18 protein-coding genes and 1 pseudogene are annotated in these 25740 nt (G+C 60.2%); 4 read left to right on the top strand and 15 right to left on the bottom strand.

Annotated elements, in window-relative coordinates; all coding sequences use genetic code 11:
• Nucleotides 1-20 precede the first annotated feature (20 nt).
• Nucleotides 21-1304, top strand: a complete 1284-nt coding sequence (locus tag B5E56_RS03125; RefSeq protein WP_087388519.1) for a glycosyltransferase — start codon at nucleotides 21-23, stop codon at nucleotides 1302-1304.
• A 292-nt stretch (nucleotides 1305-1596) separates the two neighbouring features.
• On the opposite strand, the gene asnS is transcribed toward B5E56_RS03125, so the two are convergent.
• The 5 genes from asnS to secG all read right to left on the bottom strand — a co-directional run bounded on the left by asnS (nucleotide 1597) and on the right by secG (nucleotide 8131).
• Nucleotides 1597-2991, bottom strand: coding sequence for an asparagine--tRNA ligase (asnS, locus tag B5E56_RS03120; RefSeq protein ID WP_087388517.1), 1395 nt, complete (start codon nucleotides 2989-2991; stop codon nucleotides 1597-1599).
• 49 nt (nucleotides 2992-3040) lie between these two features.
• Nucleotides 3041-4489 (bottom strand): APC family permease, encoded by a 1449-nt coding sequence (locus B5E56_RS03115; RefSeq protein ID WP_087388515.1) that lies wholly within the window; start codon nucleotides 4487-4489, stop codon nucleotides 3041-3043.
• 24 nt (nucleotides 4490-4513) lie between these two features.
• Nucleotides 4514-5752 carry a beta-N-acetylhexosaminidase gene (gene nagZ, locus B5E56_RS03110; RefSeq protein WP_087388513.1) on the bottom strand — a complete coding sequence of 413 codons (1239 nt, stop codon included), beginning with the start codon at nucleotides 5750-5752 and terminating at the stop codon, nucleotides 4514-4516.
• The gene (gene rnr / locus B5E56_RS03105; RefSeq protein WP_275532715.1) at nucleotides 5749-7803 is read right to left on the bottom strand and encodes a ribonuclease R; all 2055 of its coding nucleotides are present in this window, start codon (nucleotides 7801-7803) and stop codon (nucleotides 5749-5751) included. Before rnr ends, nagZ begins: the two co-directional genes overlap by 4 nt.
• Before the next feature lie 91 nt (nucleotides 7804-7894).
• Nucleotides 7895-8131: a preprotein translocase subunit SecG gene (secG, locus tag B5E56_RS03100; RefSeq protein WP_087189548.1), complete on the bottom strand. Its 237-nt coding sequence runs from the start codon at nucleotides 8129-8131 to the stop codon at nucleotides 7895-7897.
• Nucleotides 8132-8365: 234 nt separating this feature from the next.
• Between secG and B5E56_RS03095 the strand changes: the two genes are divergently transcribed.
• Nucleotides 8366-8803, top strand: a complete 438-nt coding sequence (locus B5E56_RS03095; RefSeq protein WP_087388508.1) for a hypothetical protein — start codon at nucleotides 8366-8368, stop codon at nucleotides 8801-8803.
• A gap of 75 nt (nucleotides 8804-8878) precedes the next feature.
• Here the strand turns inward: B5E56_RS03095 and B5E56_RS03090 are convergent, their stop codons facing one another.
• The 6 genes from B5E56_RS03090 to B5E56_RS03065 form a co-directional block, all read right to left on the bottom strand.
• Nucleotides 8879-10648 carry an ABC transporter permease gene (locus tag B5E56_RS03090; protein WP_087388506.1) on the bottom strand — a complete coding sequence of 590 codons (1770 nt, stop codon included), beginning with the start codon at nucleotides 10646-10648 and terminating at the stop codon, nucleotides 8879-8881.
• On the bottom strand, nucleotides 10638-11402 hold the full coding sequence (locus B5E56_RS03085; protein WP_087388504.1) for an ABC transporter ATP-binding protein: 765 nt from the start codon (nucleotides 11400-11402) through the stop codon (nucleotides 10638-10640). The genes B5E56_RS03090 and B5E56_RS03085 overlap by 11 nt, the downstream gene beginning before the upstream one ends.
• Before the next feature lie 127 nt (nucleotides 11403-11529).
• Nucleotides 11530-13614: a 5'-nucleotidase C-terminal domain-containing protein gene (locus tag B5E56_RS03080; protein ID WP_158098649.1), complete on the bottom strand. Its 2085-nt coding sequence runs from the start codon at nucleotides 13612-13614 to the stop codon at nucleotides 11530-11532.
• Nucleotides 13615-13836: 222 nt separating this feature from the next.
• Complete coding sequence (locus B5E56_RS03075) at nucleotides 13837-14760, bottom strand: pseudouridine-5'-phosphate glycosidase (protein ID WP_087388500.1); 924 nt, start codon at nucleotides 14758-14760, stop codon at nucleotides 13837-13839.
• A 37-nt stretch (nucleotides 14761-14797) separates the two neighbouring features.
• Entirely contained in the window at nucleotides 14798-15877 is a 1080-nt protein-coding gene (locus B5E56_RS03070) for a PfkB family carbohydrate kinase (protein WP_087388498.1), read from the bottom strand.
• Between the two features lie 68 nt (nucleotides 15878-15945).
• Nucleotides 15946-17088, bottom strand: a complete 1143-nt coding sequence (locus B5E56_RS03065) for a tyrosine-type recombinase/integrase (RefSeq protein WP_087388496.1) — start codon at nucleotides 17086-17088, stop codon at nucleotides 15946-15948.
• A gap of 247 nt (nucleotides 17089-17335) precedes the next feature.
• On the opposite strand from B5E56_RS03065, the gene B5E56_RS03060 reads away from it, so the two are divergent.
• Nucleotides 17336-20002, top strand: a complete 2667-nt coding sequence (locus B5E56_RS03060; RefSeq protein ID WP_158098648.1) for an S-layer homology domain-containing protein — start codon at nucleotides 17336-17338, stop codon at nucleotides 20000-20002.
• Between the two features lie 65 nt (nucleotides 20003-20067).
• On the opposite strand, the gene B5E56_RS03055 is transcribed toward B5E56_RS03060, so the two are convergent.
• A complete protein-coding gene (locus tag B5E56_RS03055; RefSeq protein ID WP_087388491.1) occupies nucleotides 20068-20469 on the bottom strand; it encodes a hypothetical protein in 402 nt (133 codons plus the stop codon).
• Between the two features lie 289 nt (nucleotides 20470-20758).
• Here B5E56_RS03055 and B5E56_RS03050 point away from each other — a divergent pair, with 289 nt between their 5' ends.
• The gene (locus B5E56_RS03050) at nucleotides 20759-21166 is read left to right on the top strand and encodes a hypothetical protein (protein ID WP_087388489.1); all 408 of its coding nucleotides are present in this window, start codon (nucleotides 20759-20761) and stop codon (nucleotides 21164-21166) included.
• Nucleotides 21167-21227: 61 nt separating this feature from the next.
• On the opposite strand, the gene B5E56_RS03045 is transcribed toward B5E56_RS03050, so the two are convergent.
• The 3 genes and pseudogenes from B5E56_RS03045 to B5E56_RS14575 form a co-directional block, all read right to left on the bottom strand.
• The gene (locus B5E56_RS03045; protein ID WP_087388487.1) at nucleotides 21228-23765 is read right to left on the bottom strand and encodes an S-layer homology domain-containing protein; all 2538 of its coding nucleotides are present in this window, start codon (nucleotides 23763-23765) and stop codon (nucleotides 21228-21230) included.
• Between the two features lie 170 nt (nucleotides 23766-23935).
• Entirely contained in the window at nucleotides 23936-25090 is a 1155-nt protein-coding gene (locus B5E56_RS03040) for an aminotransferase class V-fold PLP-dependent enzyme (RefSeq protein ID WP_087388485.1), read from the bottom strand.
• Between the two features lie 69 nt (nucleotides 25091-25159).
• Nucleotides 25160-25740, bottom strand: a pseudogene (locus tag B5E56_RS14575) (hypothetical protein); the annotation flags it as partial.

Genomic DNA, 25740 nt, shown 5'->3' with positions numbered 1-25740 from the left:
TGGACAAGGAGGTATTTGGTATGAAGGTTGCTCTGTTGACCATGTTTTCCGGCCTGTCCCCCACCTACTCCCTGGTGAATGTGGCGGCCGACCAGATCCGGATGCTGCTGGAGGCCGGGGTGTCGGTGAAAATGCTGGTCAGTGAAACCTGCCCCGATGGGGAGCGGACCGGCATTTTTGCAGATGAGCGGCTGGAGTGGGTCAAAATCACCAACACCCTCCACGGGCAGCCCATCCAGTGGCACGACTACTCCTCCCCCACCGGACAGGTTCACGATACCTTCTTTGAGGAGGCCGACCACATTGCCAAAGACCTTGTGACCCATTTAAAAGACGTGGACGTGTGCATCCTCCACGACATTCTCTACCAGGGCTGGCACCTGGTCCACAACATCGCCGTCCACAAGGCCCAGCAGGAGCTGCCCCACCTGCGGTTTCTGGCCTTCACCCACTCTTTCCCGGCGGCCCGGCCCCAGGAGATGGAGTATCCCTTCTCCGCCCGGTTTACCGACCTGCCCCGGACCAAATTTGTCTACCCCACCCGCTCGGGCATCCCAGCCCTGGCCAAGCAGTACGACGTGCCGGAGGGGCGATGCGCCGTGGTGTACAACACCCTGCCCCTGATTCCCTCCATGAGCGAGGCGGTACAGGAGGTGGCCCGGCACATGGATCTGACCCGGCCCGACCTGCTGGCGGTCTACCCGGCCCGGCTCACCACCGGCAAGCGGCTGGAGAAGGTGGCCGCCTTGGCGGGCGCCATCCGCACCGCCACCGAGCAGGACATCAAGGTCATTTTCTGCGACTTCCCCAGCGCCGACATCCCGCCCAAAGTCTACAAGGCCATGATCCGCACCGAGGGCAAAAAGTACGGTCTGCGGGACGAGGACCTGCTTTTCACCTCGGACATCGGCTTCCCCGACGGCTTCCCCCGGCAGGGGGTATTTGAACTGTTCCAGCTGTCCAACCTGTTTATCTGCCCCTCCTACTCCGAGTCCTTCGGCCTCACTGTGCTGGAGGCCGCCAGCCGGGGCAACTTCCTGGTGCTCAACCAGGCCGTCCCCGCCCTGAAGGAGCTGGGAGAGAGCCTGGGGGCCTATTTCATGCGGTGGGATGCCCGGAACTTCGGCTTTGACACCCACGAGAGCTACTCTCCCTCCGAGCAGGCCTACTATGAGGAGCACGGGCGGGCCATCGTCAATCTGATGCGGGAGGACCGGAGCCTGAACGCCAAAACCATCGTACGCAACCGGTACAACGATGAGTGGATCTGCCGCAATCAGCTGCTGCCTTTGCTGGAGGGATAAAAAAGAGCCCCGATGAGACGCTGCTCGATGCAGCGCCCCATCGGGGTTCTCTTTCCTTTGAAATTAGAAGTCGGCATTACCCACCGTGCGGGGATGCAGCTCCGCCCCGGACACGCTGGCGTGTCCGGGGACCCCTTTTGATCCTGCGCGGGCGGAATGAATCCGCCCTGCGCCAAGGTTTTGCCCCACGGCCAAAACACTTGTACGGCGCAAGCGCCGCCCCATTTAAAATGGGGCCCCGACGTGGAGCTGCACGAAACAGTACCACATCGGGACCCTCTTTCCTTTGAAATTAGAAATCAGCGTTGCCCACAGTACGGGGATGCAGCTCCACGTCGCGGATGTTGGACACGCCGGTGAGGTACATGACCATCCGCTCGAAGCCCAGGCCGAAGCCGGCGTGGCGGCAGGAGCCGTAGCGCCGCAGGTCCAGGTACCACCAGTAGTCCTCGGGGTTCATGCCCAGCTCCTTGATGCGGCTCTCCAGCAGCTCCAGGCGCTCCTCACGCTGGGAACCGCCGATGATCTCACCGATGCCGGGCACCAGACAGTCGGCGGCAGCCACGGTCTTGCCGTCGTCGTTGAGGCGCATATAGAATGCCTTGATGTCCTTGGGGTAGTCGGTGACAAACACGGGGCGCTTGAAGATCTGCTCGGTGAGATAGCGCTCGTGCTCGGTCTGCAGATCGCAGCCCCACTCCACCTTGTAGTCGAACTTGTCGTTGTTCTGCTTGAGCAGCTCCACCGCCTCGGTGTAGGTAACGCGGCCAAAGTCAGAGTTGGCCACGTGCTCCAGCCGCTCCTTCAGGCCCTTGTCCACGAAGGAGGAGAAGAAGTTCATCTCGTCGGGGCACTTCTCCATGACGGTGTTGATGATATACTTGATCATGGCCTCGGCGGTGTCCATATAGTCGTTCAGGTCAGCGAAGGCCATCTCAGGCTCGATCATCCAGAACTCGGCGGCATGGCGCTGGGTGTTGGAGTTCTCCGCCCGGAAGGTAGGACCGAAGGTGTACACGTTGCCGAAGGCCATAGCAAAGTTCTCGGCGTTGAGCTGGCCGGACACGGTGAGGTTGGCCTTCTTGCCGAAAAAGTCCTTGGTATAGTCCACAGTGCCGTCCTCGTTCTTGGGCACGTTCTGGAGGTCCAGAGTGGTGACCTGGAACATCTCGCCGGCGCCCTCACAGTCAGAGGCGGTGATCAGCGGAGTCTGGGCGTACACAAAGCCCCGGTCCTGGAAGAAGCAGTGGATGGCGTGGGCGGCCACGGAGCGCACCCGGAAGGTGGCGGAGAACAGGTTGGTGCGGGGCCGCAGGTGCTGGATGGTACGCAGGTACTCCACGCTGTGGCGCTTCTTCTGCAGGGGGTAGTCGGGAGTGGAGGTGCCCTCCACCTGGACCTTGGAAGCCTTGATCTCCAAGGGCTGCTTGGCCTCGGGGGTCAGGACCACGGTACCGGTGACAATGAGGGCGGCGCCCACATTCTGACCGGCGATCTCCTTATAGTTGTCCAGCACATTGGCGTCCAGGACCACCTGCAAATTCTTGAAGCAGGAGCCGTCGTTCAGCTCCACAAAGCCGAAGCTCTTCATATCACGAATGGTACGGGCCCAGCCGCAGACGGTGATCTCTTTGCCGCCGAACTGCTCCTGGTCCGCAAAAATCTGTGCGATTTTGGTGCGTTCCATTTCCATTTCCCTCGATTCGTAAAATTTAACCTCAGTGGGCACTAGTATATCATTTTTCTTCGATTTTGCAAGGGGTTGCGGGCAATTCTCCCGCCAGAAGGTCCCCGAAAATCAGCTTTTCCTGCTCCGCTGCGCCCACGGACCGGTCCCGGAACTGGTAGAGCGCCCAGCCCAGCACCGCCAGGGCCGCCGCCAGGCCGTACTCCAGGCCGCTGAGGCCCCCTGGACTCATGGGCAGCAGGATGTTGCCCGCCAAAAAGGCCGAGGCCAGAATGCCCAGCACCGCCGTCACCTTCCCGCCGGGCATGGACACCGGCCGACGGAGGCCGGAGCGGGTTTTCCGCAACCACAGCACGGCGGCAAAGGACATGACCCACATGACAATGGTAGTCAGGGAAGCCACATTGATGAAGGGGATAAAGAACAGCTTGCCGGTGAAGGGGGTAAGCACCACGAAGGCGGCGGTGAAGCAGATGCACCGCACCGGCGTGCCGTATTTGGGGTGTAGGACGGCGAACTTCCGGGACACCAGGGCGAACCGGGACAGGCCGTAGAGCATCTGGGCGGAGGAGTAGAGGGTGGAGTTCATCACCCCCACCGCCCCCACAAAGGCGGTAACCAGGAACAACAGCCGCACCCAGGGCAGGCCGGTGATGGACACCAGCACGTCGGCAAAGGGGGCGGTGCGGCCCACCGCCTCGGTCCAGGGCATACAGCCCGCCACCGCGGTGGACACCAGGCACAAAATGCCGGTGACCAGAATGAGGCAGGTAATCAAAGCGGCTCCCGCCTTACGGGCGGCGGGACCGGTGGCATCGGCGGCGGCCTTGGACACCGTCTCCCATCCGGCCACCGAGAACACCAACAGGGAGAGCAGGGAGGCCGAACCGGCAAAGTCAAACTCCATGCCTCCATCTGAGGCATACACCGCCGGGTCGAAGTGGGCAAAGCACACCGCCAGACCGATGGCACACATGACCAGCAGCACCACCGTGGCGATCTTGGCCAGGGAGGCACACACGTTGGCTCCCTTGATCTGCACCCACAGGATGGCTCCCGCCAGCAGCAGCTGGAGGACCAGGTTGGGCAGAGTCACTGGGAAGTCCCCCACATGGTAGAGGACGGCGGTCTCCTTCAGAACGGGGAACAGCTCGTCCAGCAGGGAGATGGCAGCCAGATCCACCCAGCAGAACACGATGGTGTTCATGAGGATGCCCGCCCAGCCCACGGCAAAGCCTCCTCTGGGGCCAAAGGCAGCGTAGGAGTACACCACCTCGCCTCCCGGCAGGGGGAACATGGGGATGGCCTCCATGTAGGCGAAGGCAAAAGGCAGTTCAATGATGATGCACAAAAGAAAGGCCACCGCCAGATTCAGTGGCCCGCCCGCCGTGTCCAGCCAGGTGCCGGTAAGCAGCAGCCAGCTGGTGCCCAGCATACAGCCGATGCCCATGGCCACCAGGCCGAAAAAGCTGATGGACTGTTTTCCAGATTGTTCCATATCTATGTACCCCTTTCTTACAGGTTACTGGGGCAAGATCGCCTGGATCCGGGCATTGAGCGCCTCGATGTCTGGCTGGCCCACCAGGTGGTTGGTAAGGCCGTACTCCTGTTTCAGGGACAGGATGCGGTAGACGCTCTCGTCCAGCCGCTCCATAGAGATGCGGCCGGCGTCCACCGCCGCCAGCAGGGCGTCCCGGGCGGCGGTGAGATTGTCCGCCTCATGGCACACCAGCAGCAGGTCGCACCCGGCCTCCACCGCCATGACGGCGGCCTCCCCCATGCCGTAGGTATTGGAGATGGCGCCCATGGTCAGATCATCGGTACACACCACCCCGTCAAAGCCCAGCTCCTGCCGCAGCAGGCCGGTGACCACCTCTGGGGACAGGGAGGCAGGCAAATCGGGGTCGATCTGGGTCATGAGGATATGGGCCACCATGACGCAGGGGGTTCCCTCGTCAATGGCTGCCTGGAAGGGGATCAGCTCAAATTCCTTCAGCTGCTCCGCCGTCTTGTCCACCACCGGCAGATCTACATGGGAGTCGGTGCTGGTATCCCCGTGGCCGGGGAAGTGCTTGACCACCGGGATCACACCCCCCTGCTCCAGTCCCTCGTTCACCGCCAGCCCCGCCCGGGTCACCGTGTCGGGGTCGCTGCCGTAAGCCCGGTCCCCAATGACGGTGTTGTCCGGGTTGGACCAGATGTCCAGGCAGGTGGAGAAGTCCAGATTGAAGCCAAATGCGGCGCACTGGGCGGACAGCACCTTCCCCCGCTCCAGAGGATCGCCTCCGCCGGCGATATAGTCATAGGCGGAGGGCAGGTCGTCCACCTCCGGGGGCATCCGGTCCACCCGTCCCCCCTCCTGATCCACGCACAGGAAGAGGGGGATGTTGTCGCCGTTGAGCGCTTTCAGTTCGTTGGTCAGGTCCGCCAGCTGGTCGGCGCTCTCCACGTTCCGGCCAAAGAGGATCACGCCGCCCACCTGGTAGTCCTGGACCGCCTGAAGGCCATCCTCACCGGCCCCAGTTCCCCCGATGCCCGCCACCAGCAGCTGGCCCACCTTCTCTTCGGTGGTCATGGCCGCCAGAGCCTCCGCCACCGGGTCAGGGGTGGGGGTAGGCTCCGGGGTGGGCGCAGGTGTGGGGGTGGCGCTGGGGGTGGCGGCAGGCGTAGGCGTCGGCGTAGGGGCGGGCATTTGACTGCCGCACCCCGTTAAACCCAATACACAGAGCAATAACACCCCAGAAAGAATACGCTTCATCATCGTTTTCTGCCCCCTTTTCGCCGTTTGGGCAGGTGCATGGCCCGGCGGTTGCCTCCCTTCTTCCGGCGAGGCTTTTCCTCTCTGGGCTTCTCCGCTCGCCGCTCCTGCTTGGCTACAGGGGTACCGCCAGGGAGGATAAAGTCCACCTGACCGCTCACCGGATCGGCGGCGGCGCACTCCACCTCCAGGGCCATGCCGAAGGTATACCGGCCGCTGCCGCCCAGCTCCACCAGGAGCAGATGGGCCTGGTCATACTCCCAGGGCCCGCCGGGCAGGGCCTCCACCGGCAGCAGTCCCTCCACGCCCCCGGCCACCGACACAAAGAGGCCAAACCGGGTGACACCAGTCACCACACCGGCAAAGATCTCCCCAACGTGGCCGGCCATAAACTCGGCCAGGTAGCGCTTCTCGATCTCCCGCTCGGCCTCCTGGGCGGCCAACTCCCGCTGGGAGGACTGGACGGCGGCCCGCCCCACAGCGGTGGTCAGCTTCTTCTCCTGTTTATCCAGCGTCCCGTCCAGCAGGGCGGTGAGCACCCGGTGGACCATCAGGTCGGGATAGCGGCGGATAGGAGAGGTGAAGTGGCAGTAATACTCCGCCCCCAGGCCGAAGTGGCCCAGGTTGTCCTCGTCGTACCGGGCCTTCATCAGGGAGCGCAGCACCATCATGGACACCGCCCCCTCCTCCGGCCTGCCCTTGGCCCAGTCCAGGAGCTTCTGGAGGGAGTGGCTGTCGGTCCCCTTCAGGTCGTAGCCCAGAGGGGCCACCATGGTACGCAGGGCCTCCCCCTTCTCGTCGGAGGGCTTCTCATGGACCCGGTAGACACAGGGCTTGTGCAGCCGGTTCAAATGCTCCGCCACGCACTCGTTGGCGGCCAGCATAAAGGACTCGATGAGCTTCTCGCTCTCCCCCTGCTGCCGCAGGGCCACGTCCACCGGCCTGCCCTCACTGTCGCAGATCACATAGCTCTCTTTTGTCTCCAGGTCCAGGGCCCCCCGGTTCCGGCGCAGCTTCTCCAGCTGCCTGGCCAGGGCGGCCATATCCTTCAGCATGGGCAGGATGTGGGCGTACCGCTCCGCCAGGGCGGGGTCCTCCCCCGCCAGCAGCACGTTGCAGTCCTCGTAGGTCATCCGCTCGGTGGAGCAGATCACCGATTTGGTGATGGTGTGGTCCACTACCGTTCCATTGTCATCCATGATCATGATGCAGGACAGAGCCAGCCGGTCCACATGGGGATTGAGGGAGCAGATGCCGTTGGACAGCTCTACCGGCAGCATGGGCACCACCTGGTCGGCAAAATACACCGAGGTGCCCCGCTCCCAGGCCTCCAGGTCCAGAGGGGAGCCGGGGCGCACATAATGGCTTACATCTGCGATGTGGACCCCCAGCACCCAGCGGCCCTGGTCGTCCTTCTCCAGGCTCACCGCGTCGTCAAAGTCCTTGGAGGATGCCCCGTCGATGGTGATGATGGTCTTGCTCCGCAGGTCCAGCCGCCCCGCCAGAGCGGAGGGTTCCACCGCCTGGGGGATGGTCTCGGTCTCTGCCAGCACGGCAGGCGGGAAGGTGCGCACAATGTCATGGGTGTAGAGGATGGCCTCCACAGCACTCTCCCGCCGGTCGGCGGGACCGAACCGCTCCCGCAGGGTGCCCATGGGGGCGGTCTTGCCGCCACCGAAACTGGTCATGGCCACAGCCGCCCGCTCGCCGGGGCGCACCCCCTTCCGCTTGGTGAATACCTGGATGGGGCCAGGCAGGCGGTCGTTGTCCGGTTTCAGCCAGAGGGCGTGGTCCTGCCGCTCCAGCACGCCGGTGACGGTTTTGTTGGCCCGCTCCAGCACCTGGACCACCTTGGCCACCCGTCGGCCCGCCTCTGGGTCCTCCTCGGTGATGCAGGCCGTTACTTTATCTCCATTCCAGGCGCCGCCGTTGGCCCGGGGTGGAATGAAGCAGTCCTCCCCCTCCTCGGGGATCAAAAAGCCGAAGCCCCGGCCGCTGGCCTGGTAGATACCGGTCAATTCCTTTGTCTCTTTCATAGATCGTTCCTTTCTGATTCTGGTGTTTCTGGTTTGTATTATACCCCTTTTTGCCCCAGGCGCAACAAAAAACGCCCTTCCGAAACCGGAAGGGCGTTTTTTCGCATTCTCAGATCAGGCAGATGACAAAGGTGAGGATCATGAATCCAATGGCCACCCACTTGGTCATCTTGGCCAGCTTGGCGTCCCAGCTCTTGGCCTTATTCTTGGCCATAAAGGTGTCGGCAACACCGGCAATGGCACCGGACAGGCCGGCGCTCTTGCCAGACTGGAGCAGCACCACGGCGATGAGGAACAGGCAGGCCGCCACATCGATAATGCTCAGAATCAGCTTGGTGTAATCCACGCTACATCGTCCTTTCGGCCCCGTCAGCGGGGCAATATACACTCTATTTGGGCGCAACACACCCGCGCCATCTCTTACACGTAAGAGAAATGATAGCACAAATGCAGACCGATTGCAAGGGCTTTTCGCATTTTTTACGGGAAGTTCCAAAGATACACACTGGTATCTTGACTTGCCTCCCGCCCCGGCCTATCATGGAGCCAGAGGTAGAACCATGAAAAGGAGGCGCAGTTTATGGATCCGATCTTCCTGGCTTATCTGGACCCGCCCGGCATGGAATCGTCCAGCAGCGGGGAAGCCGAACTGGCACAGCTTCTGTCCCACCCGGCGGCCAGAGCCATTGTGCTCTCCACCCTCCCGGTGGCATTCTTTCCGCCTCTCAAGTTTCTGCGGGACCGGTTGAGCCAGCGGCTGCGCCCCAAACTCTCCCGCTACAAGACCCCTCTGTTGGTGCAGTTTCTCATTTTCTTTTCCCAGCTGGCCTTTCTGGTCCTCTTCTCGGCGGTGGAGTATTTTTTCCTGGACGGCAGCACCGCCCGCTTCGTGGGCCTGCTGGCTGTGGAGACGGTGGTCTGCTCCGCACTCTGGGTCCTGCTTCGGGCCATGCTCCAGGTCTTTTACCCCCCTGAGGAAGCCGATCCCGCCGAGGAGCCGGAGGATTCAGAGGATTGAGACGATTCAGACGAGCCATAACCCCGCAAGGGCCTGCCGCAGACTGCGGCAGGCCCTTGCTTTTGCAGAATCAGGTCATCCTCCCTTGAGCAGCCGTCGGCTGCCCCAGCAGGTGGCCAGGAAGTAGCCGCCGTACACCGCCACCAGCAGCAGGGCGGTGACAGCGCTGGAGGCAGCGGCATCCACCTTGCCCACCTCGGCAATGACGGCATTGGCGGCGGTCATGCCCACCACGGCATGGACCAGAGCCAGAGCCAGCGGCAGGAAGAAGGCCAGAAACACCTGGATATCCACCGACCGGCCCCGCATCCGCCGGGAAACCCCCAGCTGGGAGAGGACCCGATAGCGCTGGGCGCTGTCGGCAGCCTGACTGAGCTGCTGGAGGGCCAGCACCGCCGCCGAGGCCACCAGGAACACCACGCCCAGGTAGAGTCCGATGAAGAGCACCAGCACTTTGGTACCCATCAGGTCCATCCAGGTGGACAGCTTGGTGGTATAGGAATAGCCACCGGTATCCTTCAGACCGCTCACCGCCGCCAGGAAAGCGTCCTCCCCCTCCTGTCTGTCCCCGGCATAGTCGGCCAGGAAGTACCAGCGGGACACAGACAGCTCCTCTGTTTCCTGGGACACCATCTGGATACGCCAGTCCTCCACAAAAGCGTCGGCCTTTTCCTTCCCCCAGGCAGCCGCATAGGCATCATAGTCCGTCTGGAGCAGATAGGAGCGCCCGTTCTCGTCCTGATACATAGGGAAGGTGATCCAGCGGCTGCACTGCTGCTCCGGGTCAAAGCCCTCCGCCGTCAGCAGTGCGGGCAGATCCATGGTCCCCCCATCCTCCTCCGGCCAGACAGACAATTCCACATCCTGGGGCACGGTCTGGTCCGCCATCTGAGAGACGGTGTTGTTCAGTCCTACAGAGGTGGCGGTGATGCCGATGGCCAGCAGCAGCATGAGGCAGATCACCGTCATGGACCGGTAGGTGGTATTGATATTGGCGTTGAACTGCCGCAGGATGAACAAATTCAGATTTTTATAATAGAGCTTCTTGCTGGTCTGGCACAGACGCAGCAGGAAACCGGACAAGGCCCGGAAGAACAGCAGGGTACCCAGGCTGCCCAGCCCGATCATTACCCAGAACAGTTCGTCCACCCGCAGCAGGCCCCGGGTCAGCAGCATGGTGTAGGCCACGGCCAGCAAAACGCAGCCCACGAGAAAGAGCACCACCGAGACGCCCAGGCTGCGCACCTTCAGTTCCTGATTGACCCGCCGGGCCCGCAACAGGTCGATGAGCTTCCGCCGGGATATGGTAAATGCGTGGTAGAACATCACCAGCAGGAAGATAGCCGCAAAGGCCAGCACCGTCTTGCCGATAGCAGGGAGAGAGATGGAAAAGGCAAAATAGGTCATGGGCACCGCAAACAACCCCGCGGTAAAGAGGGACAGGGCCTGGGAGAGCACCACACCCAGCGCCAGCCCCACCGCCAGCGCCGTCAGGGCAATGACGGCGGTCTCCGCCAGCAGCAGCCGGGCCACCTGCCAGCGCTCCATGCCAAGCATCAGGTAGGTGCCCAGCTCCCGGGACCGGCGGCGGACCAGAAAACCGGAGGCGTACAGGATGAGGAAGGCCAGTACCACCCACACAAAAACCGACAGGATGCCGATGAGCTGCTGAATAGCTCCCACAATGTTGGCCCGGGGGTGCTGGGCCAGATAGCGGATCACACTCTGGGTCTCCAGAGCGTTGAACACATAAAACAGGCACACGCCGAAGGCCACGGTCAGGAAGTACACCCCGTAGTCCCGGAAGCTGCGCCCTACATTCTTGACAGCCAGCTTAGAGAACATCGTTCTGGTCACCTCCCAGCTCAGTCACCACGCCGATGATTCGCCGGAAAAAGTCTCTGCGGTCCAGATCCCCCCGCTCCAGCTGTGCAAACACCGCCCCGTCCCGCAGGAAGAGGATGCGATGACAGTAGCTGGCGGTAAAGGCGTCGTGGGTGACCATCAGGATGGTAGCCTCACACAGTTCGTTCATCACCTCGAACCGCTCCAGCAGCAGCCGGGCGGACTTGGAGTCCAGAGCACCGGTAGGCTCGTCGGCCAGGATCAGGGCTGGCCGGGTCACAATGGCCCGGGCGGCGGCGGTGCGCTGCTGCTGGCCCCCCGACATCTGATAGGGGTATTTGTTCAGGCAGTCGGTGATCTCCAGCAGCTGGGCGGTCTCCTGCACCAGACGCTCCACCTTCTGAGGCGGGGTTTTGCGGATGGTGAGGGCCAGGGCGATATTTTCAAAGGCGGTGAGGGTGTCCAGCAGGTTGCAGTCCTGGAACACAAAGCCCAGCCGCTCCCGGCGGAATTGGGAGAGCTGCTTCTGTTTCAGCGAGGTAATGTCTTTCCCCTCCACCCAGATGTGGCCCGCCGTAGGGGTATCAATGGTGGAAATGCAGTTGAGCAGGGTGGTCTTTCCGCTGCCTGACGGGCCCATGATGCCTACAAATTCCCCCTTTTCCACCGAAAAATCCACATGGTCTACCGCATGGGTGACCGTTCCTCTGCCATAATCCCGGCACAGTCCTTCTACCTTCAGAATCTGCTCCATCTGTATGCCTCCTTTGCTTCTGAAGATAGTGTATCAGGATCATCTTAAAAATTTCTAAACGCCCTCTTACCGTTTTATGAAAGAAAAACGGACGTCCCGCAGGACGTCCGTTTTCCTATAAACAGGTTCAATCCAATGTTTTTAAAACTTCCATGGTCCGCTGGACCTCCGCCCGGGTCATGGTGGCAGAGGGTTGGAACTGGCCGTTCACCGGCTCCAGCAGACCGTTGCGGAGGCAGAAATCCACCGCCGTCACCGCCCAGCCGGAGACAGAAGCCCGGTCGGACAGGGCGTTGACAGCCGAGCCATCGGCGGTCAGGTCCAGCCCTTCCGCTCTGGCGTAGTTATAGAGCATGGCTGCCGCCTGCTCCCGTGTCACTTCCATCTGGGGCAGGAACATACCCTTGCCGTCTCCGCTGACGATGCGCTTTTCCGCGGCCCAAACCACCGCATCGCTGCCCGTCACATCCGCAAAGGCCACATTGGCCCCGGGCTTGGGCCGGCCTGCCACCTCATAGAGCATCTCCACAAAACCCAACCGGGTCATGGGACTGTCCACAGCACCGGCGTATACCGCCCAGGTGCTCTCCCGCTGAGGTACAACAGCCCCGGAACGGGAAGTAAACGCGGTCAGAAGGGAGGCCATTGTTCCGCCGGTGGCAGCATACTGCATATCGGCTGCGGCGGACCACAAAATGGTGCAGGAGGGGAACTCGTCGTCATACAGATGCGACTCCTCCAGAATCACACGATAGGTGCGATCCTCCTCAACCGGCTGGCCCTGCCAGGTCAGATTGACCACCCGCTGGCCAGGCTGGCCGCCTACATAAAGCTCATAGTCCATGCCATACAGGAAATCGGCGTCCTGCCCACCGGTCACCCGACCGCTCTCATCCACCTGGTACCGCCCGGCACAGACCTCCAGCCATGCCTCCAGCTGGGCACCGGTCAGTTCCACCATCACCACCGGGCTGTCTCCGCTGGCCAGGGTAGCACAGTCCCTCAGGCTCAGGGCACGGGCTCCGCTGCCGCTGCTGCTCTGCTCCGGCAGATATCCAAGGCTTCCGTTGGTAATCAGGGCCGCATCCGCCCCTGAGGTCCACAGCATAGCCCGGGCAACCAGATCAGCCGCCTGGGTCTGCCGGGTAGCACTGGCAGCTGTCTCCGTCCAGTTGCCGGACAGGGTCCCTGCGCGCTGCTCGGCGCGGGCCTGCTGGGCCTTCTGGCCGCCGGCCGTGGCTTGGGCCAGCGCCGGATCATTTTCATAGTCGCTCAGTCTCAGCAGCTGGCTCTCGCCGATCACAGGAGTACCGTTGTCAGAGAGAATCACCTCGGTACGGGTCAGGGTGGTTCCGCCGCTGCTGACCCAGGACACCATCTGGCCATCCCGATTCTCCAAAGTGCCCATATCCGCCTGGCCGTGGCCGCTCACCAGCAGGTCAATCCCTGCGGTTTGGGCGGCAAACTCCTCCAGCGTCTCCTGGTCTGCGTGGCAGCATACCACTACCAGGTCGCAATTCTGCTGCTCCAGCTGGGGCCAGATCCAGTGGTTCCACTCCCAGGCATAGCTCATGCCGGTGTTGTCCGTATGGCCGAACTGGCTGTCACTATAATAATAAGAGGGCAGAGACTGGGGCACCTCCAAAGTGCCCAGGCCAACCACTGCGATCCGGATCTCCTTGCCCTCCAGCTGGCGGGTATAGATGTGGTAGGGCTGGGCAGCGTTCTGTCCGCTCTCCCCGTCCATCCAGTCGGCGGAGATCAGTTTCACCGGCGTACCCTGGCCGTTTTCTTCGGTCAAATCCCGGAAAAAGGCGGCCCGGTGGCCCTGCCCCAGCCGGAACTCCTCCACGCTGGGGATGAGTCCATCATAGCCAATGGTACGCAGAGCCAAAGCGGTGTCGGCGGCACTGCCGCTGACCAGGGTATTGGCCACCGCATCCCCGCTGTCCAGCAGCAGCGCGCTCTTCACGGTCTGACGCTCCTCCGCCATGGCGGAAGCTACCTTCAAATAGCTGTTTTCTTCCGTTTGTCCGGTCATGGGATCGGTCTCTCCTACCCGGCCCGCCATATCTCCTGTGGTATAGATCGCCAGGGCAGGCGCCGCCTCAGCAGGTGCAGGTTCCGCAGCCCAGGCGACCGTAGCCGGCAGAAGCAGCAGCGCCAGCAGCGCCGCACCCAGCCGGCGAAACAATATGGATTTCCGTGCCATTAAGATCGCCTCTTTTCTCCCACATGGGGCACGTTCCTCCGGCATAAGGCCGGTAATCTGGTCCAAGTATTGTCGTTTTGTTTATTATACGTCCAGGCAGAGGCGGATTCAACGCATGGCAGGTGAATGTAAACAAAAAGAAATATTGTTACAATTCCTTTTCTTGAAGCAAAAAAGAACGCCGCATATGCGGCGTTCTTTTGCGTGAAAGAAAGGGAAAACTCAGCCCATGGCGCACAGCTCGGCGGCGGTGCGGGCAGCCAGACGGGCGTTGTTGAATACCAGCTGGATGTTGGAATCCAGGCTGTCGCCGCCGGTGAGTTCCTTCACCTTGGCCAGCAGGAAAGGGGTGGTGGCCTTACCGTGGATGCCCTGCTCCTTGGCCTGCTCAATGGCCTCGTCGATGGCCTTGTTGATGACGTCGTGGTCCATGGCAAACTCCTCGGGGATGGGGTTGGTCACCAGCATACCGCCCTTCAGGCCCAGCTCCTGGGAAGCGTGGAAAGTGGCGGCGATCTCCGCGGGGGTGTCCATGCGGTAGTCCACCTCGAAGCCGCTCTTGCGGGTGTAGAATGCGGGCAGCTCCTTGGTGCCGTAGCCGATGACGGGCACACCGTGGGTCTCCAGGTACTCCAGAGTCAGGCCCAGGTCCAGGATGGACTTGGCGCCGGCGCACACCACCATCACGGGGGTGGAAGCCAGCTCCTCCAGGTCGGCGGAGATGTCCATGGTGGTCTCGGCGCCCCGGTGGACGCCGCCGATGCCGCCGGTGGCGAAGATCTTGATGCCAGCCATGTGGGCGATCATCATGGTGGTGGTAACGGTGGTGGCGCCGTCGGCCTTGCGAGCCACCAGCACAGCTAGGTCACGGCGGCTGGCCTTGGTCACAGCCTGGCCCTGCTTGCCCAGGTACTCGATCTCCTCTGCGGTAAGACCGGCCTTCAGGCGGCCGCCCAGGATGGCAATGGTGGCGGGCACCGCGCCGTTGTCCCGGATGATCTGCTCCACCTTGAGAGCAGTCTCCACATTCTGGGGATAGGGCATACCGTGGGAGATGATGGTAGACTCCAGGGCCACCACAGGCTTGCCCTCAGCCACGGCCTGGGCTACTTCAGGGGCTACGTCCAGATACTTGTTCAGATTCATTGCAATTACCTCCATATGAAATCAGTTGTTTTTATGCTTATGCTTCCATCCGGTCTCTGAGCAGTCGGGCGCTCATAGCCGGGTTAATGGTCTCGGCGCTCTCCATGGCGATGGCTCCCGCTGCCATGGCGGCTTTGGCAATGCCCTCCAGATCGGTACCTTCCAGGTAGGCCCAGGCAATGGCCGCCATCCCTGCGTCGCCGCAGCCGGTGGTGTTCACCATCTGACCGGGACAGCAGGGCACATGAACCCGCCCGTTGTGGTCGGCGGCCAGCACGCCCTCCCCGCCCAGGCTGATGAATACCCGCCGCAGGCCGGTGTCCAGCAGGACGTCAGCCGCCCGGTTCAGGCTGGCCTCGTCGGTGATGGTCACCCCGGAAAGCAGTTCTGCCTCCATCCGGTTGGGCTTGAGGGTGTGGAGCTTGCCCAGCACCGGCCGCAGCTTCTCCGCCTTGGCGGTAGATACCGGATCGGCAAAGATGGGCAGATGCAGGTTGTCCGCCAGCCAGGCAATGGACTGAGCCGGAATATTGGTATCCACCACCACCAGCTGGGCGTTTTGCAGCAGGCGGCTCCGCCCGGCCAGAAAGGCCGGGGTCATATGCTCATAGATCTCCATATCGCTCACTGCCAGGGCCATATCCCCCCGCTGGTCGGCGATGAAGAGATAGGTGGAGGTGGCTCCGCCAGGCACCGTCAGACACTGGCTGATGTCGATGCCCAGCTCCCCGCAGCTGGCAGCAATGCGCTGGGCGTTCATATCGTCCCCGAAAGCGGTGAGCAGCCGCACATCCATCCCCAGCAGCGCCATGTTGTGGGCAATGTTGCGGCCTACGCCTCCCAGACTGGTTCGCACCTGTCCGGGGTTGGAGTCCGCCGGCACCAGCTTGCCGAAGGACCGGCCGCCAATGTCCAGGTTCACTCCTCCCACCACCACCGCGTAAGGAGCAGTGCGGACGATGTAGCCCTTTCCGGCGATATGTCCCTGCTTCATCAGGTTGGAGATATGCACCGCCGCCGACGACCGGGTGATACCGGCCTTTTCCGCCAGCTCCTGCTGGGAGATCAGGGGGTTTTCTTCGATCCATTTCAGGATCTGCCGTTCCCGCTGGGTCATGGGGCACCTCCTAAACTTTTATCTTTTTTCTAATCATATGCTTATGCAATGAGTTTGTCAAGCCCAATTTAGCCTGCCGCGATGCGGGCGGCTACCGTGTTGAGCACCTCCTGGTGGGTCTGGTCAAAAATGTGGGTATAGATCCGACCGGTGATGGACACATCCTTGTGTCCCAGGGCTTTGCCGATGTCCACCAAAGGAATGCGGGCGCTGTTGGCCAGGCTGGCAAAGGTATGTCGCAGGCCATGTACCGTGATGGGCGGCAGGCCGTGCCGCTCCACAAAGGTGCGGAAAGACCAGGTCACCATATTGGGGTGCCTGGGCTCTCCCTTGTCGTCGGTCAGTACATAGCCGCTGTCCACATAGTCCGGCTGGGTGGCCGCCCGCTCTGCCTGCTCCTGCCGGATGCTGTGGAGCAGATTGGTCAGGTCCTCCAGTCCGGCGATGCCCAGGGTGCGGATGGAATTGCGGGTCTTGGGTTCCTTTTCCACCACCTGATCTCCCGCAGTGGTGCGTGTGACCCGGATGCGGATCACATAGTGCTCAAAATCCACGTCAGTCCACCGCAAACCGCAGATCTCCCCCCGCCGCAGGCCCAGGTAGGCCCCCAACTTGACCACCAGCTCCAGCCAGGAGCCCTCCACCTCCCGGAAGAGATCCCGCAGCTGTTCCGGGGTGTAGTAGAACTGCCGGGTGGGGTGCTCTCTGGGGGCCTCCACCCGCTCCACCGGATTCTCCCGCAGGATCTTCTGCCGGAAGGCCAGCTGGAGGGCGGTGTGGAGCAGGATGTGGTGCTTGTGGACGCTGTTGGAGTCCAGACGGCCCTCCCGCATTTTTTCGGCGTAATATTTCTGGATGTGCCACGGCTCCAGCTGCCGCAGGCGGATGCGGCCCAATGCGGGAACGATGTGGTTTTTGATGAGTGCTCGATAGCAGTAATAGGTGGTATAGGCCCGATTGGGGGCAATGACCTCCTCCAGCCAGTACTCCAGCCACTCCGCCAGGGTCAGGCGGCTGGAATCACAGAGCACCCTTCCGCCCAGCCCCTTTTGGAACTGTTCCAGGGCCAGTTCCGCTTCTGCCAGATCGGTAAAGGTGCGTACTCTTCGGTCCCGGTGTCCATCGGCATTGGTGCCGTAATTGAAGCAGACGTAGTACAGCTGCTTTTGATCGTCATACGCCAGGTTCTTTTTGATCGTCTTTCTTGCCATTCCAACTCCTCCTCAGTGCACCCTATGATGGTCGAACAGTGTCGTATCTTGTATTTTGTCAGGGATCGTTTCAGCCGTCAACAGTCCTGTACTGACCGTTTCACTTTTCTTTTTCCCCTCATTTTGGCTACCTGGAGGATACCTGTCGCCATTTCTATTTCTTTAACCGACTGTGCCACAATGGATTGCGGATTTTCAAATAATTTGTCCCCTCCTCATGGTCAAATCAAATAAGGAGGAATTCCAAATGAGAAACCTCAAGAGGACTCTCAGCCTGGCTCTGGCCGCTGTTATGCTGATGGGCATGATGGTCGTGGGCGCCGGCGCTGCGAGCAAGGATTTCACTGATGCCAGTGAGATCAAGAACGTTGAGGCTGTCGACGTTATGGTCGCGCTCGGTATTCTCGAGGGCGGCGATAAGGGCGACTTCCAGCCCAACTCCATCCTGACCCGTGAGCAGGCTGCTAAGATCATCTGCTATATGCTGCTGGGTGAGGACTCCGCCGAGAAGCTGAGCACCAACTCCGCCGTGTTCAACGACGTGGCTGCTGACCGTTGGTCTGCTCCCTACATCGGCTACTGCGTGAACCTGGGCATTCTGGCCGGCGACGGCCAGGGCAACTTCTTCCCCGAGGGCAAGCTGACCGGCGCTGCCTTCGCCAAGATGCTGCTGGTTGCTCTGGGCTATGATCCCGCCATCGAGGAGTATGTGGGCAACAGCTGGACCATTAACGTGGCCGCTGACGCCATCGAGGCTGGCATCTCCCCCAAGGGCGTGGTGCTGACCGACGAGCTGTCCCGTCAGGACGCTGCTCAGATGGCCTTCCAGACCCTGACTGCCACTGTTGTGAAGTATGACAACAAGGGCACTACCGTCATCGGTTCCGACGGTATGCAGGTCATCGTGGGCGCTTCCTCTGCCAGCGCTGTTGCCAACACCACTTCCAACTATGATAACACCAAGGCTACCGACAATGTGATGCAGTTCTGCGAGAAGTACTTCTCCGACCTGACCAAGGAGTCTGCCACCGCCGATGACTTCGGCCGTCCCGCCGACTATGCTTGGGAGCTGAAGAGCAACGAGGTTTACACTGCCTCTGCTGCTCCTGTTGCCACCTTCAACAAGGCTGCCTCCGCCGACGATGTGGCTGCCGCTCTGAAGGGCTATAAGCTGGTGAATGACCAGAATACTGCTGGCGAGAACGACGACGTCACCTATAAGGTTGACAACAGCAATAAGATCACTACCAGCGGTACCGCTCTGACCAATGCCACCTCTGGCAAAATTCTTGACCACAACACTTACGACGGAACTTCCACCAACTATGCTATTTCTACCAATGCGGCTAATCAGACTGTAGCTGCGCGTCTTGCTGAATATACCCAGAATGGCCGTCTGGTTGAGTTCTATGCCAACAGCGACAAGGAGATCACCGCTATCGTTTGCGTGCAGTACGGTGTAACCCAGGTCACCAAGGTCACCACCAACAAGGATGGTGATGTGAGCTATCAGCTGAAGAACGTTGGTACCTACACCGCTTATGCTAACGAGGATAAGACCGACGAGATCATTCTGAACGGCGAGGTTGCCAAGGACGACATCGTGACCTATGTCACTCGCGATGGCCAGACCTATGTGTACCCCACCACTAAGGTGGTTGGTGCTCAGAGCGCCTTCAACGAGGACAAGGAGACCATCACTGTCTCTGGTACTACCTATGACGTTTCCACCTTCTCCTACGACAAGCTCAACAACCAGCAGGTGGACGTGGATGGCACTGCCAACAACTTCCCCAACAGCAGCGACGACGCCAACTACTATGTTGACCAGTTCGGTCTGGTTGTTTACAGCGACGCTGTTGCCTCCGAGACCAAGTATACTGTCATCAACGCCATCGCCAAGGTCAACGGCCTGTCCGACAGCATCGAGGCTGAGCTGATCTTTGCCGACGGCAGCCGCGAGGTCGTTACCGTCAAGTCCGTTAAGGATGAGAGCGGCACCGATAAGACCGGCTCCGTGGAGACTACTTCCAATGGCACTGAGGCTGCTAAGCTGGCCGGCATCGTTTACACCTACACCGTGAAGGACGGCAAGTATGAGCTGACCGCTGTGCCCACCTCTGGTGGCAAGAGCGTTGCTAAGGAGCCTGTGTCTAACGCTACCGTGACCGAGAAGGGCAACCCCGATGTGAACCTGGCCACCGACATTACTACCAACAACAGCACCGTCTTTGTTGTGAAGTATAAGAGCGGTTCCGACACCCTGTATGCTACCTACACCGGCTTCAAGGCTGTTCCCACCATCACCGCTGGTTCCACCGGTGTGACCGTGGACTACGCCAAGAACGGCAGCGGCACTGTGGAGTTTGTCTACATTGATGCCACTGCCGCCGGCAACAACCTCACCAGCAACTCTGAGCAGGGTGACATCGTGTACATCACTAGCACCAAGTACACCACCGCCCTGGTGGACGACAACACCGTCTACTACTACAACGCCATCATCAACGGCGAGAAGGGCACCCTGGCTACCGACAGCACCAACGACTCTGCTGCCTCCGCTCTGGCTGTGGGCCTGTACAAGGTCACTGCCGTGAACGATGACAATGTGGCTACCAGCATTGTGAAGCAGGCCACTGCCGCTGGCTCCGGTGATGACTTCTACGCCTACACCACCCTGACCGGCTCCAAGGACGCCAAGGACGGCGTGGTTGTTATTAACAACACCACCTACACCTATGACGGCTCTGAGACTGTCTATGTCATCGATGCTGACGGCAACGTCACCGAGGGCACTGTGGACGGTCTGGACATCGGCACCAACACTGCTGATTACAAGGCCATCTATGTGAAGGAAGTGGATAACACCACTACCGCTAAGGAAATTAACACCATCTATGTGGTAATGAAGTAATTTACTTCACCTCGTTGATTTCAATCAAAAAAGGGTTCCCCGCTATTTAGCGGGGAACCCTTTTTTTAGGAAAATGCGATGTAGCAGTAGCGGAGTTTCGCATTGAGATGGGGCGTAATAAAGGATGAACCATTGAAATATGCACTTCCCACCAAAAAACCCGTGTCTGTAATTTCAGCCAGCGCCTTGTTGTTGTGCATTAGCGGGTTGTCCGTCGAGAGCATAATACTTCTGGTAGGCTCCCAAGCGTTTACTTGGGTGATGATTACTAGGGAAGGCTGAAAGCCTAAGTTGACTGTTGTGGGAGTTAGAACATTTTCTGTGCCCGCATAGGTGCCAACCACAATTTGGGGTATTCTACCTAGCGCCGTGTCAATCTTCTTGAAATCGTCGTTGAAGTCCGTCCGCAGGAAGGGGTCCGACCCTTCCCACTGGTGCAGATGATAATGTTCCGTATAGTTTGCCATACGCATTCCTCCTAGTTTTTCTTTCAAGCTGAAAGCCCTCCGTCCAAACCCGGACAGAGGGCTTTTGTTGCATGGCCGAAAAATGCTTTTTTTTCTTGTAAGTGATACATCTACGCCGGTTTTCAGAAAATAACTCCAGTTCGAGTGCCTTTGTACTGACTGACAAAGGCGGCGGCAGATTACCGACGCTGTTTTCCCGGTGTGCAACAAAGAAGCCTTGTTTTGGTATCGGTGGGGACTGGGACAGGAACGCTTTTGCCCCGCAAATGAAAAATAAGGAGGAATGTTTATGGCAAACTATACGGAACATTATCAGCTGCATCAGTGGGAAGGGTCGGACCCCTTCCTGCGGACAGACTTCAACGAGGACTTTCAGAAGATCGACGAGGCGCTGGGCGGGCTGGCTGTAGAGCGGATCGCACAGGGCAGTTATGTGGGTGACGGCACCAATGACAGAACAATCCAGCTGCCCTTTTCTCCAAAATTTGTAATTGTATTTGGCCATTATTGTTCTGGTCCATACGATAACTATATGCTGTCTATTATTACAGAGGAGGACAACCGTTATGTGGCTTCCGGCGGTTGCGGCGGAGGACTGGGATATAATCTGCTGCTAAAGGATGATACACTAGAGGTAAAAAATGCGTCGTATAACAATACTACAGGTAAAATAGTCCGGTATACTGCAATACGTTAAAAAAGGGTTCCTCCGGCATAGCCGGAGGAACCCTTTTGTTTATGCAAATTTTGCTTTGCAATTAGCGGAAGACGAAGATGGTCTCCACGTCGCTGGTCACATTGCCGTTGTCGGTCTTCAGCACGAAGAAGCCAACGTTGCCGTTCACATCGCTCAGGTCGGAATCAACGTAAACGACGGAAGCATTGGACATATCGTAGTAGGTGGTGTCATCCATGGTCAGCATATTGCCGGTCACGGTCAGACGACCATAGCCGTACTTGATGTTCCGGATGGTACCACTGTTGTCCTGCTGACGCAGCAGATCATTGTTGGAAACAGTGTTCTCGCTGGTGTACTTGTACAGGCCAACGGTGGAGCTGCGCTCAGTAGCGGGAGTCAGCGTGGAGGTGGCGGTCAGATCGATGGTGCTGCCGTCAGCCAGATAGCCGGTGTAGACGTACTTCTCAGTGTTGCCATCCAGGATGGTGCTGTACTTGGAAGCGTCAATGAAGGCATAGTTGCTGGACTCGGCCACGACGCCGTTGGTCACGGTGTCAAACACGATGCTGGCGGTGCCCACGGTGCTGGAGCTACCGGACACAACAGCCTTGTAGCTGTCCAGATTGGTGGAGCCCAGGTTGGAGGTGCCGGTAACGACCTTGGCGGTCTTGGCGTCGTCATCATAGATCACGATGGTGACATCCTTGTTCAGCAGGACGGTCTTGCCGCTGCTGACCACGGAGGTGTTATTCTTGCTGATGTTGTTGGTGCTGTGGCTCACCAGAGTGGTGCTGCCGTCAGCCAGAGTGGTGCCCAGAGGCTCCAGGGTCATGACGTTGCCGTCCAGGGTGTAGCCATAGACGCCGGTGGACTTCAGGCCGTCAGCAAAGTCCTGAACAGTGCTGCTGTCAGTAACAGTGATCGGCTGGTTGGTGCCCTTCAGGTACCAGTTGCCGCTCTTCTTCTCAGTAGCGACCTGGTACACGCTCACGGTGCCGTCAGCCAGGACAGCACGCACCTCGATGTAGGGGGTGGAGCCATCGATGCTGGTATCCAGGCTACCGTAAGCGCTCACGATGTAAGCGTAGTCGGTAGAAGCAGCGCGAGCGGTGGACTTCACAACATAGCCATACTGATCCACATAGTAGATGTTGTCAGCCTTATTGCTGTTGCCGAAGTCGGAGATGGACAGGTAGCTGCTGGCGTTCTTCTTTACGCCGGTAGCCACGGTGTAGGTCTCGCCCTCAACAGTGATGGTGTTCTTGCTGGTGTTGTAAGCAGACTGAGCACCATTGAAGGAGGTGGTGGTGTAAACATAGAGCTTGTTGTTCTGCAGGGTAAAGGTAACAACATCGTCCACAGCAACCTCACCATTCAGCACAATGGTGTCGGTCTTGTCAGGATCGGCGTAGTTTACCTTAGCGCCAGCGCCGTTGCTGATGGTGTAGGTCACGTCGCCATCCTTGTTGGTGGTAACCTTGGTGACCTCGCCCACAGTGTAGGTGACGATAACAACATCCCCAACAACCTTGTTGTCGTTGGCAAAGATCTCGACCAGACGGCCATTGGCAGTCTCGTCCTTCACGGCCTGGGCAATAGCCTCGTTGCTGCCGACAGTCAGGTTACCGATGGTAGCACCGTCGGTATCCTTGGTGGTCTTGTCAACAACCTTCACACCGTCAAAGGTGTAGCCCTTAATGGCCTTGGCCACATCGTCCAGAGAGGTATCAGCAGTGAAGACAACAGAAGCCTTCTGAGCAGCGGTGTACACGTCATCGTTGTTCAGCTTCCACATATAGTCGGCGGGACGGCCGAAGTCGTCGTCAGCGCCATCAACCTTAGTCAGGTCGGGGAAGTACTTCTCGCAGAACTGCAGCACCTTGTCATCGGTAGCACCGGTAACCTTGTTGTAGTTAACGTTGTTAGTGGCGGTGACAGGAGTAGCAGAAGAAGCGCCGATGTTGACGGAGTTGCCGCCGCCGAAGTTGATGTCAGCGCCCTTGTTGTCGTACTTCACCACATTGGCGGTCAGGGTCTGGAAAGCCATCTGAGCAGCGTCCTGACGGGACAGCTCATCGGACAGCACAACGCCGGAGGGGGAGATACCGGCCTCGATGGCGTCAGCAGCCACGTTGATCATCCAGTCATTGCCCACATACTTCTCGATGGAAGCGTCGTAGCCCAGAGCAACCAGCAGCATCTTGGCGAAAGCAGCGCCGGTCAGCTTGCCCTCGGGGAAGAAGTGACCGTTGCCGTCGCCGGCCAGGATGCCCATGTTCACGCAGTAGCCGATGTAGGGAGCGGACCAACGGTCGGCAGCCACGTCGGAGAACACGGCGGAGTTGGTGGTCAGCTTTTCAGCGGACTCGGTGCCCAGCAGCAGGTAGCAGATGATCTTGGCAGCCTGCTCACGGGTCAGGATGGAGTTGGGCTGGAAGTCGCCCTTATCGCCGCCCTCGAGCACGCCCAGAGCGACCATAACGTCGACAGCCTCAACATTCTTGATCTCACTGGCGTCAGTGAAATCCTTGCTCGCAGCGCCGGCGCCCACGACCATCATGCCCATCAGCATAACAGCGGCCAGAGCCAGGCTGAGAGTCCTCTTGAGGTTTCTCATTTGGAATTCCTCCTTATTTTATTTGACCATGAGGAGGGGACATCCTCTCCATGAGTCTGGCATAATGATAATCCATCAAATCCGTTCCGTCAACACCCCCGGCGCTTTTGTAACACAAGCGTAATCTTCCGGCCAGGCTGTACCGGCGGAGGAAAGGAACGGGGTGCGGGTTAGTCCAGCAGCAGCTCGTATACCGCTCCCTGGACGTAGTCGATCTCTTCAAAGGTGGTGAAGGGGCCCACGGAGAAGCGGACCGCCCCCTGGGGGAAGGTGCCCAGGGTCTGGTGGGCCACCGGGGCACAATGAAGGCCGCAGCGGGTCTGGATGCCGTACTCCTGCTCCAGCCGGAAGGCCATTTCCCCATTGTCCGCCTTCAGAAAGTCGATGGACACCACCCCGGTGCGGTTGGCAGGGTTGTCGGTACCCAGCACCCGGATGCCGTCCTCCTCCAGCTCCATAAGCCGGGCCCACAGGTGTCCCGCCAGCTTATGCTCCCGGATACGGAGGGCCGCCCCCTCCCCCTCCAGATAGTCCAGGGCGGCGCCCAGGCCAAAGATGCCGGGCAGGTTGAGGGTCCCCGCCTCAAAGCGGTCGGGCAGGAATGCGGGCATCTCCAGAGATTCCGACATACTGCCGGTGCCGCCGGAGAGCAGCGGGTCCAGCTCCGCCGCCAGAGCGTCGGTCACCACCACCCCGCCGATGCCCTGGGGCCCCAGCAGGCCCTTATGGCCGGGGAAGGCCAAGCCGTCGATGCACATGGCGGCCATATCCACCGGGATGGCCCCCAGGGTCTGGGCGGCGTCCACCAGAAAGAAGATCTCCCGCTCCCGGCAGAGGGGGCCCACCTTATCAATAGGAAAGAGGGTGCCCGAGACGTTGGAGCCGTGACAGAGCATGACGGCCCGGACGTCGGGGGTCAGCTTGTCCGCCAGTCCGTCCAGGATCAGCTCACCCCGGTCCGTACAGGGCAGGTACTCCACCACAACGCCCTGCTTTTTCAGCTGCTCCAGCGGACGAAGCACCGCATTGTGCTCCATGGGGGAGGTGAGCACCTTATCCCCCGGCCGGAGCAGACCCTTGAGCAGCAGATTGAGTCCGGCGGTAGCGCCGGCAGTAAAGACCACATTGCGGGGGCCAGGGCCGTTTACCAGAGCATTGAGTTTTTCCCGCACCTCCAGCACCCGGCCGGCGGCGTCATAGGCCTGCTGATAGCCCCCCCGGGCAATGTTACAGCCGATGTTGGTGATAAAATCGCTCATGGCCTCCCCCACACCGGGGGCTTTGGGGTAGGACGTGGCGCCGTTGTCCAGATAGACGCTGCGCATGGCAGTTTCCTCCTGTCTCTACATTATTACATATAAGGTAAGGGGCGGGCATCTGCCCGCCCCCTTGGTTCAGAACCAGGTCTCCAGCGCCAGCCGGGTCCGGTAGTTCTCCCGCTCCATCCGTGGCAACAGCCGGTCCAGCAGATCGGCGGTACCGGGCCGGTCATCCAGCATGACCCGAACCGAGCCGGTACGGCTGTCAAAGCTGTTCATCAAGGCATTGCTGCGGGTGGCTGCTGAGCGGGTATCCACGGTCTGATCCAGCTGGGGAGACCAGCAGGCCCAGCCTTCCTCCGACAGCGCTGAGGACACATCCCGTCCCGCCTTCTCCAGATAGACGGTGTGGGTCTTGAGCCGCACCAGCCGGTCCAGCAGGGCCTCGCCCTGATCCAGCTGCTCCTCCACCTGGCTCAGAGTGGTCCCCTCCACGCTCAGGCCCACAGCGTGGCCGGAGCCCACGATACGGCGGAGGTTTTCCTCATTGGCCTCCAGCTCCTCGGACCGGAACAGGAAGAGGGCTTTCACCCCCGCCCCATCCAACTGGTCCAGGATCTGGGTCACACCGCCGCCTCCGGTACACTGGAAGGCGAAATACACCGTCAGCTGTGCGCGCTCCGGCTCCTCCCCGGGACTGGGGGTGGGGCTTGGCG

The sequence above is a fragment of the Flavonifractor sp. An112 genome, assembly GCF_002161085.1.
Lineage (GTDB): Bacteria > Bacillota > Clostridia > Oscillospirales > Oscillospiraceae > Flavonifractor > Flavonifractor avicola.
The sequence above is the reverse complement of the archived record's forward strand: the minus strand, read 5'-3'. Positions and strand labels throughout refer to the sequence as shown.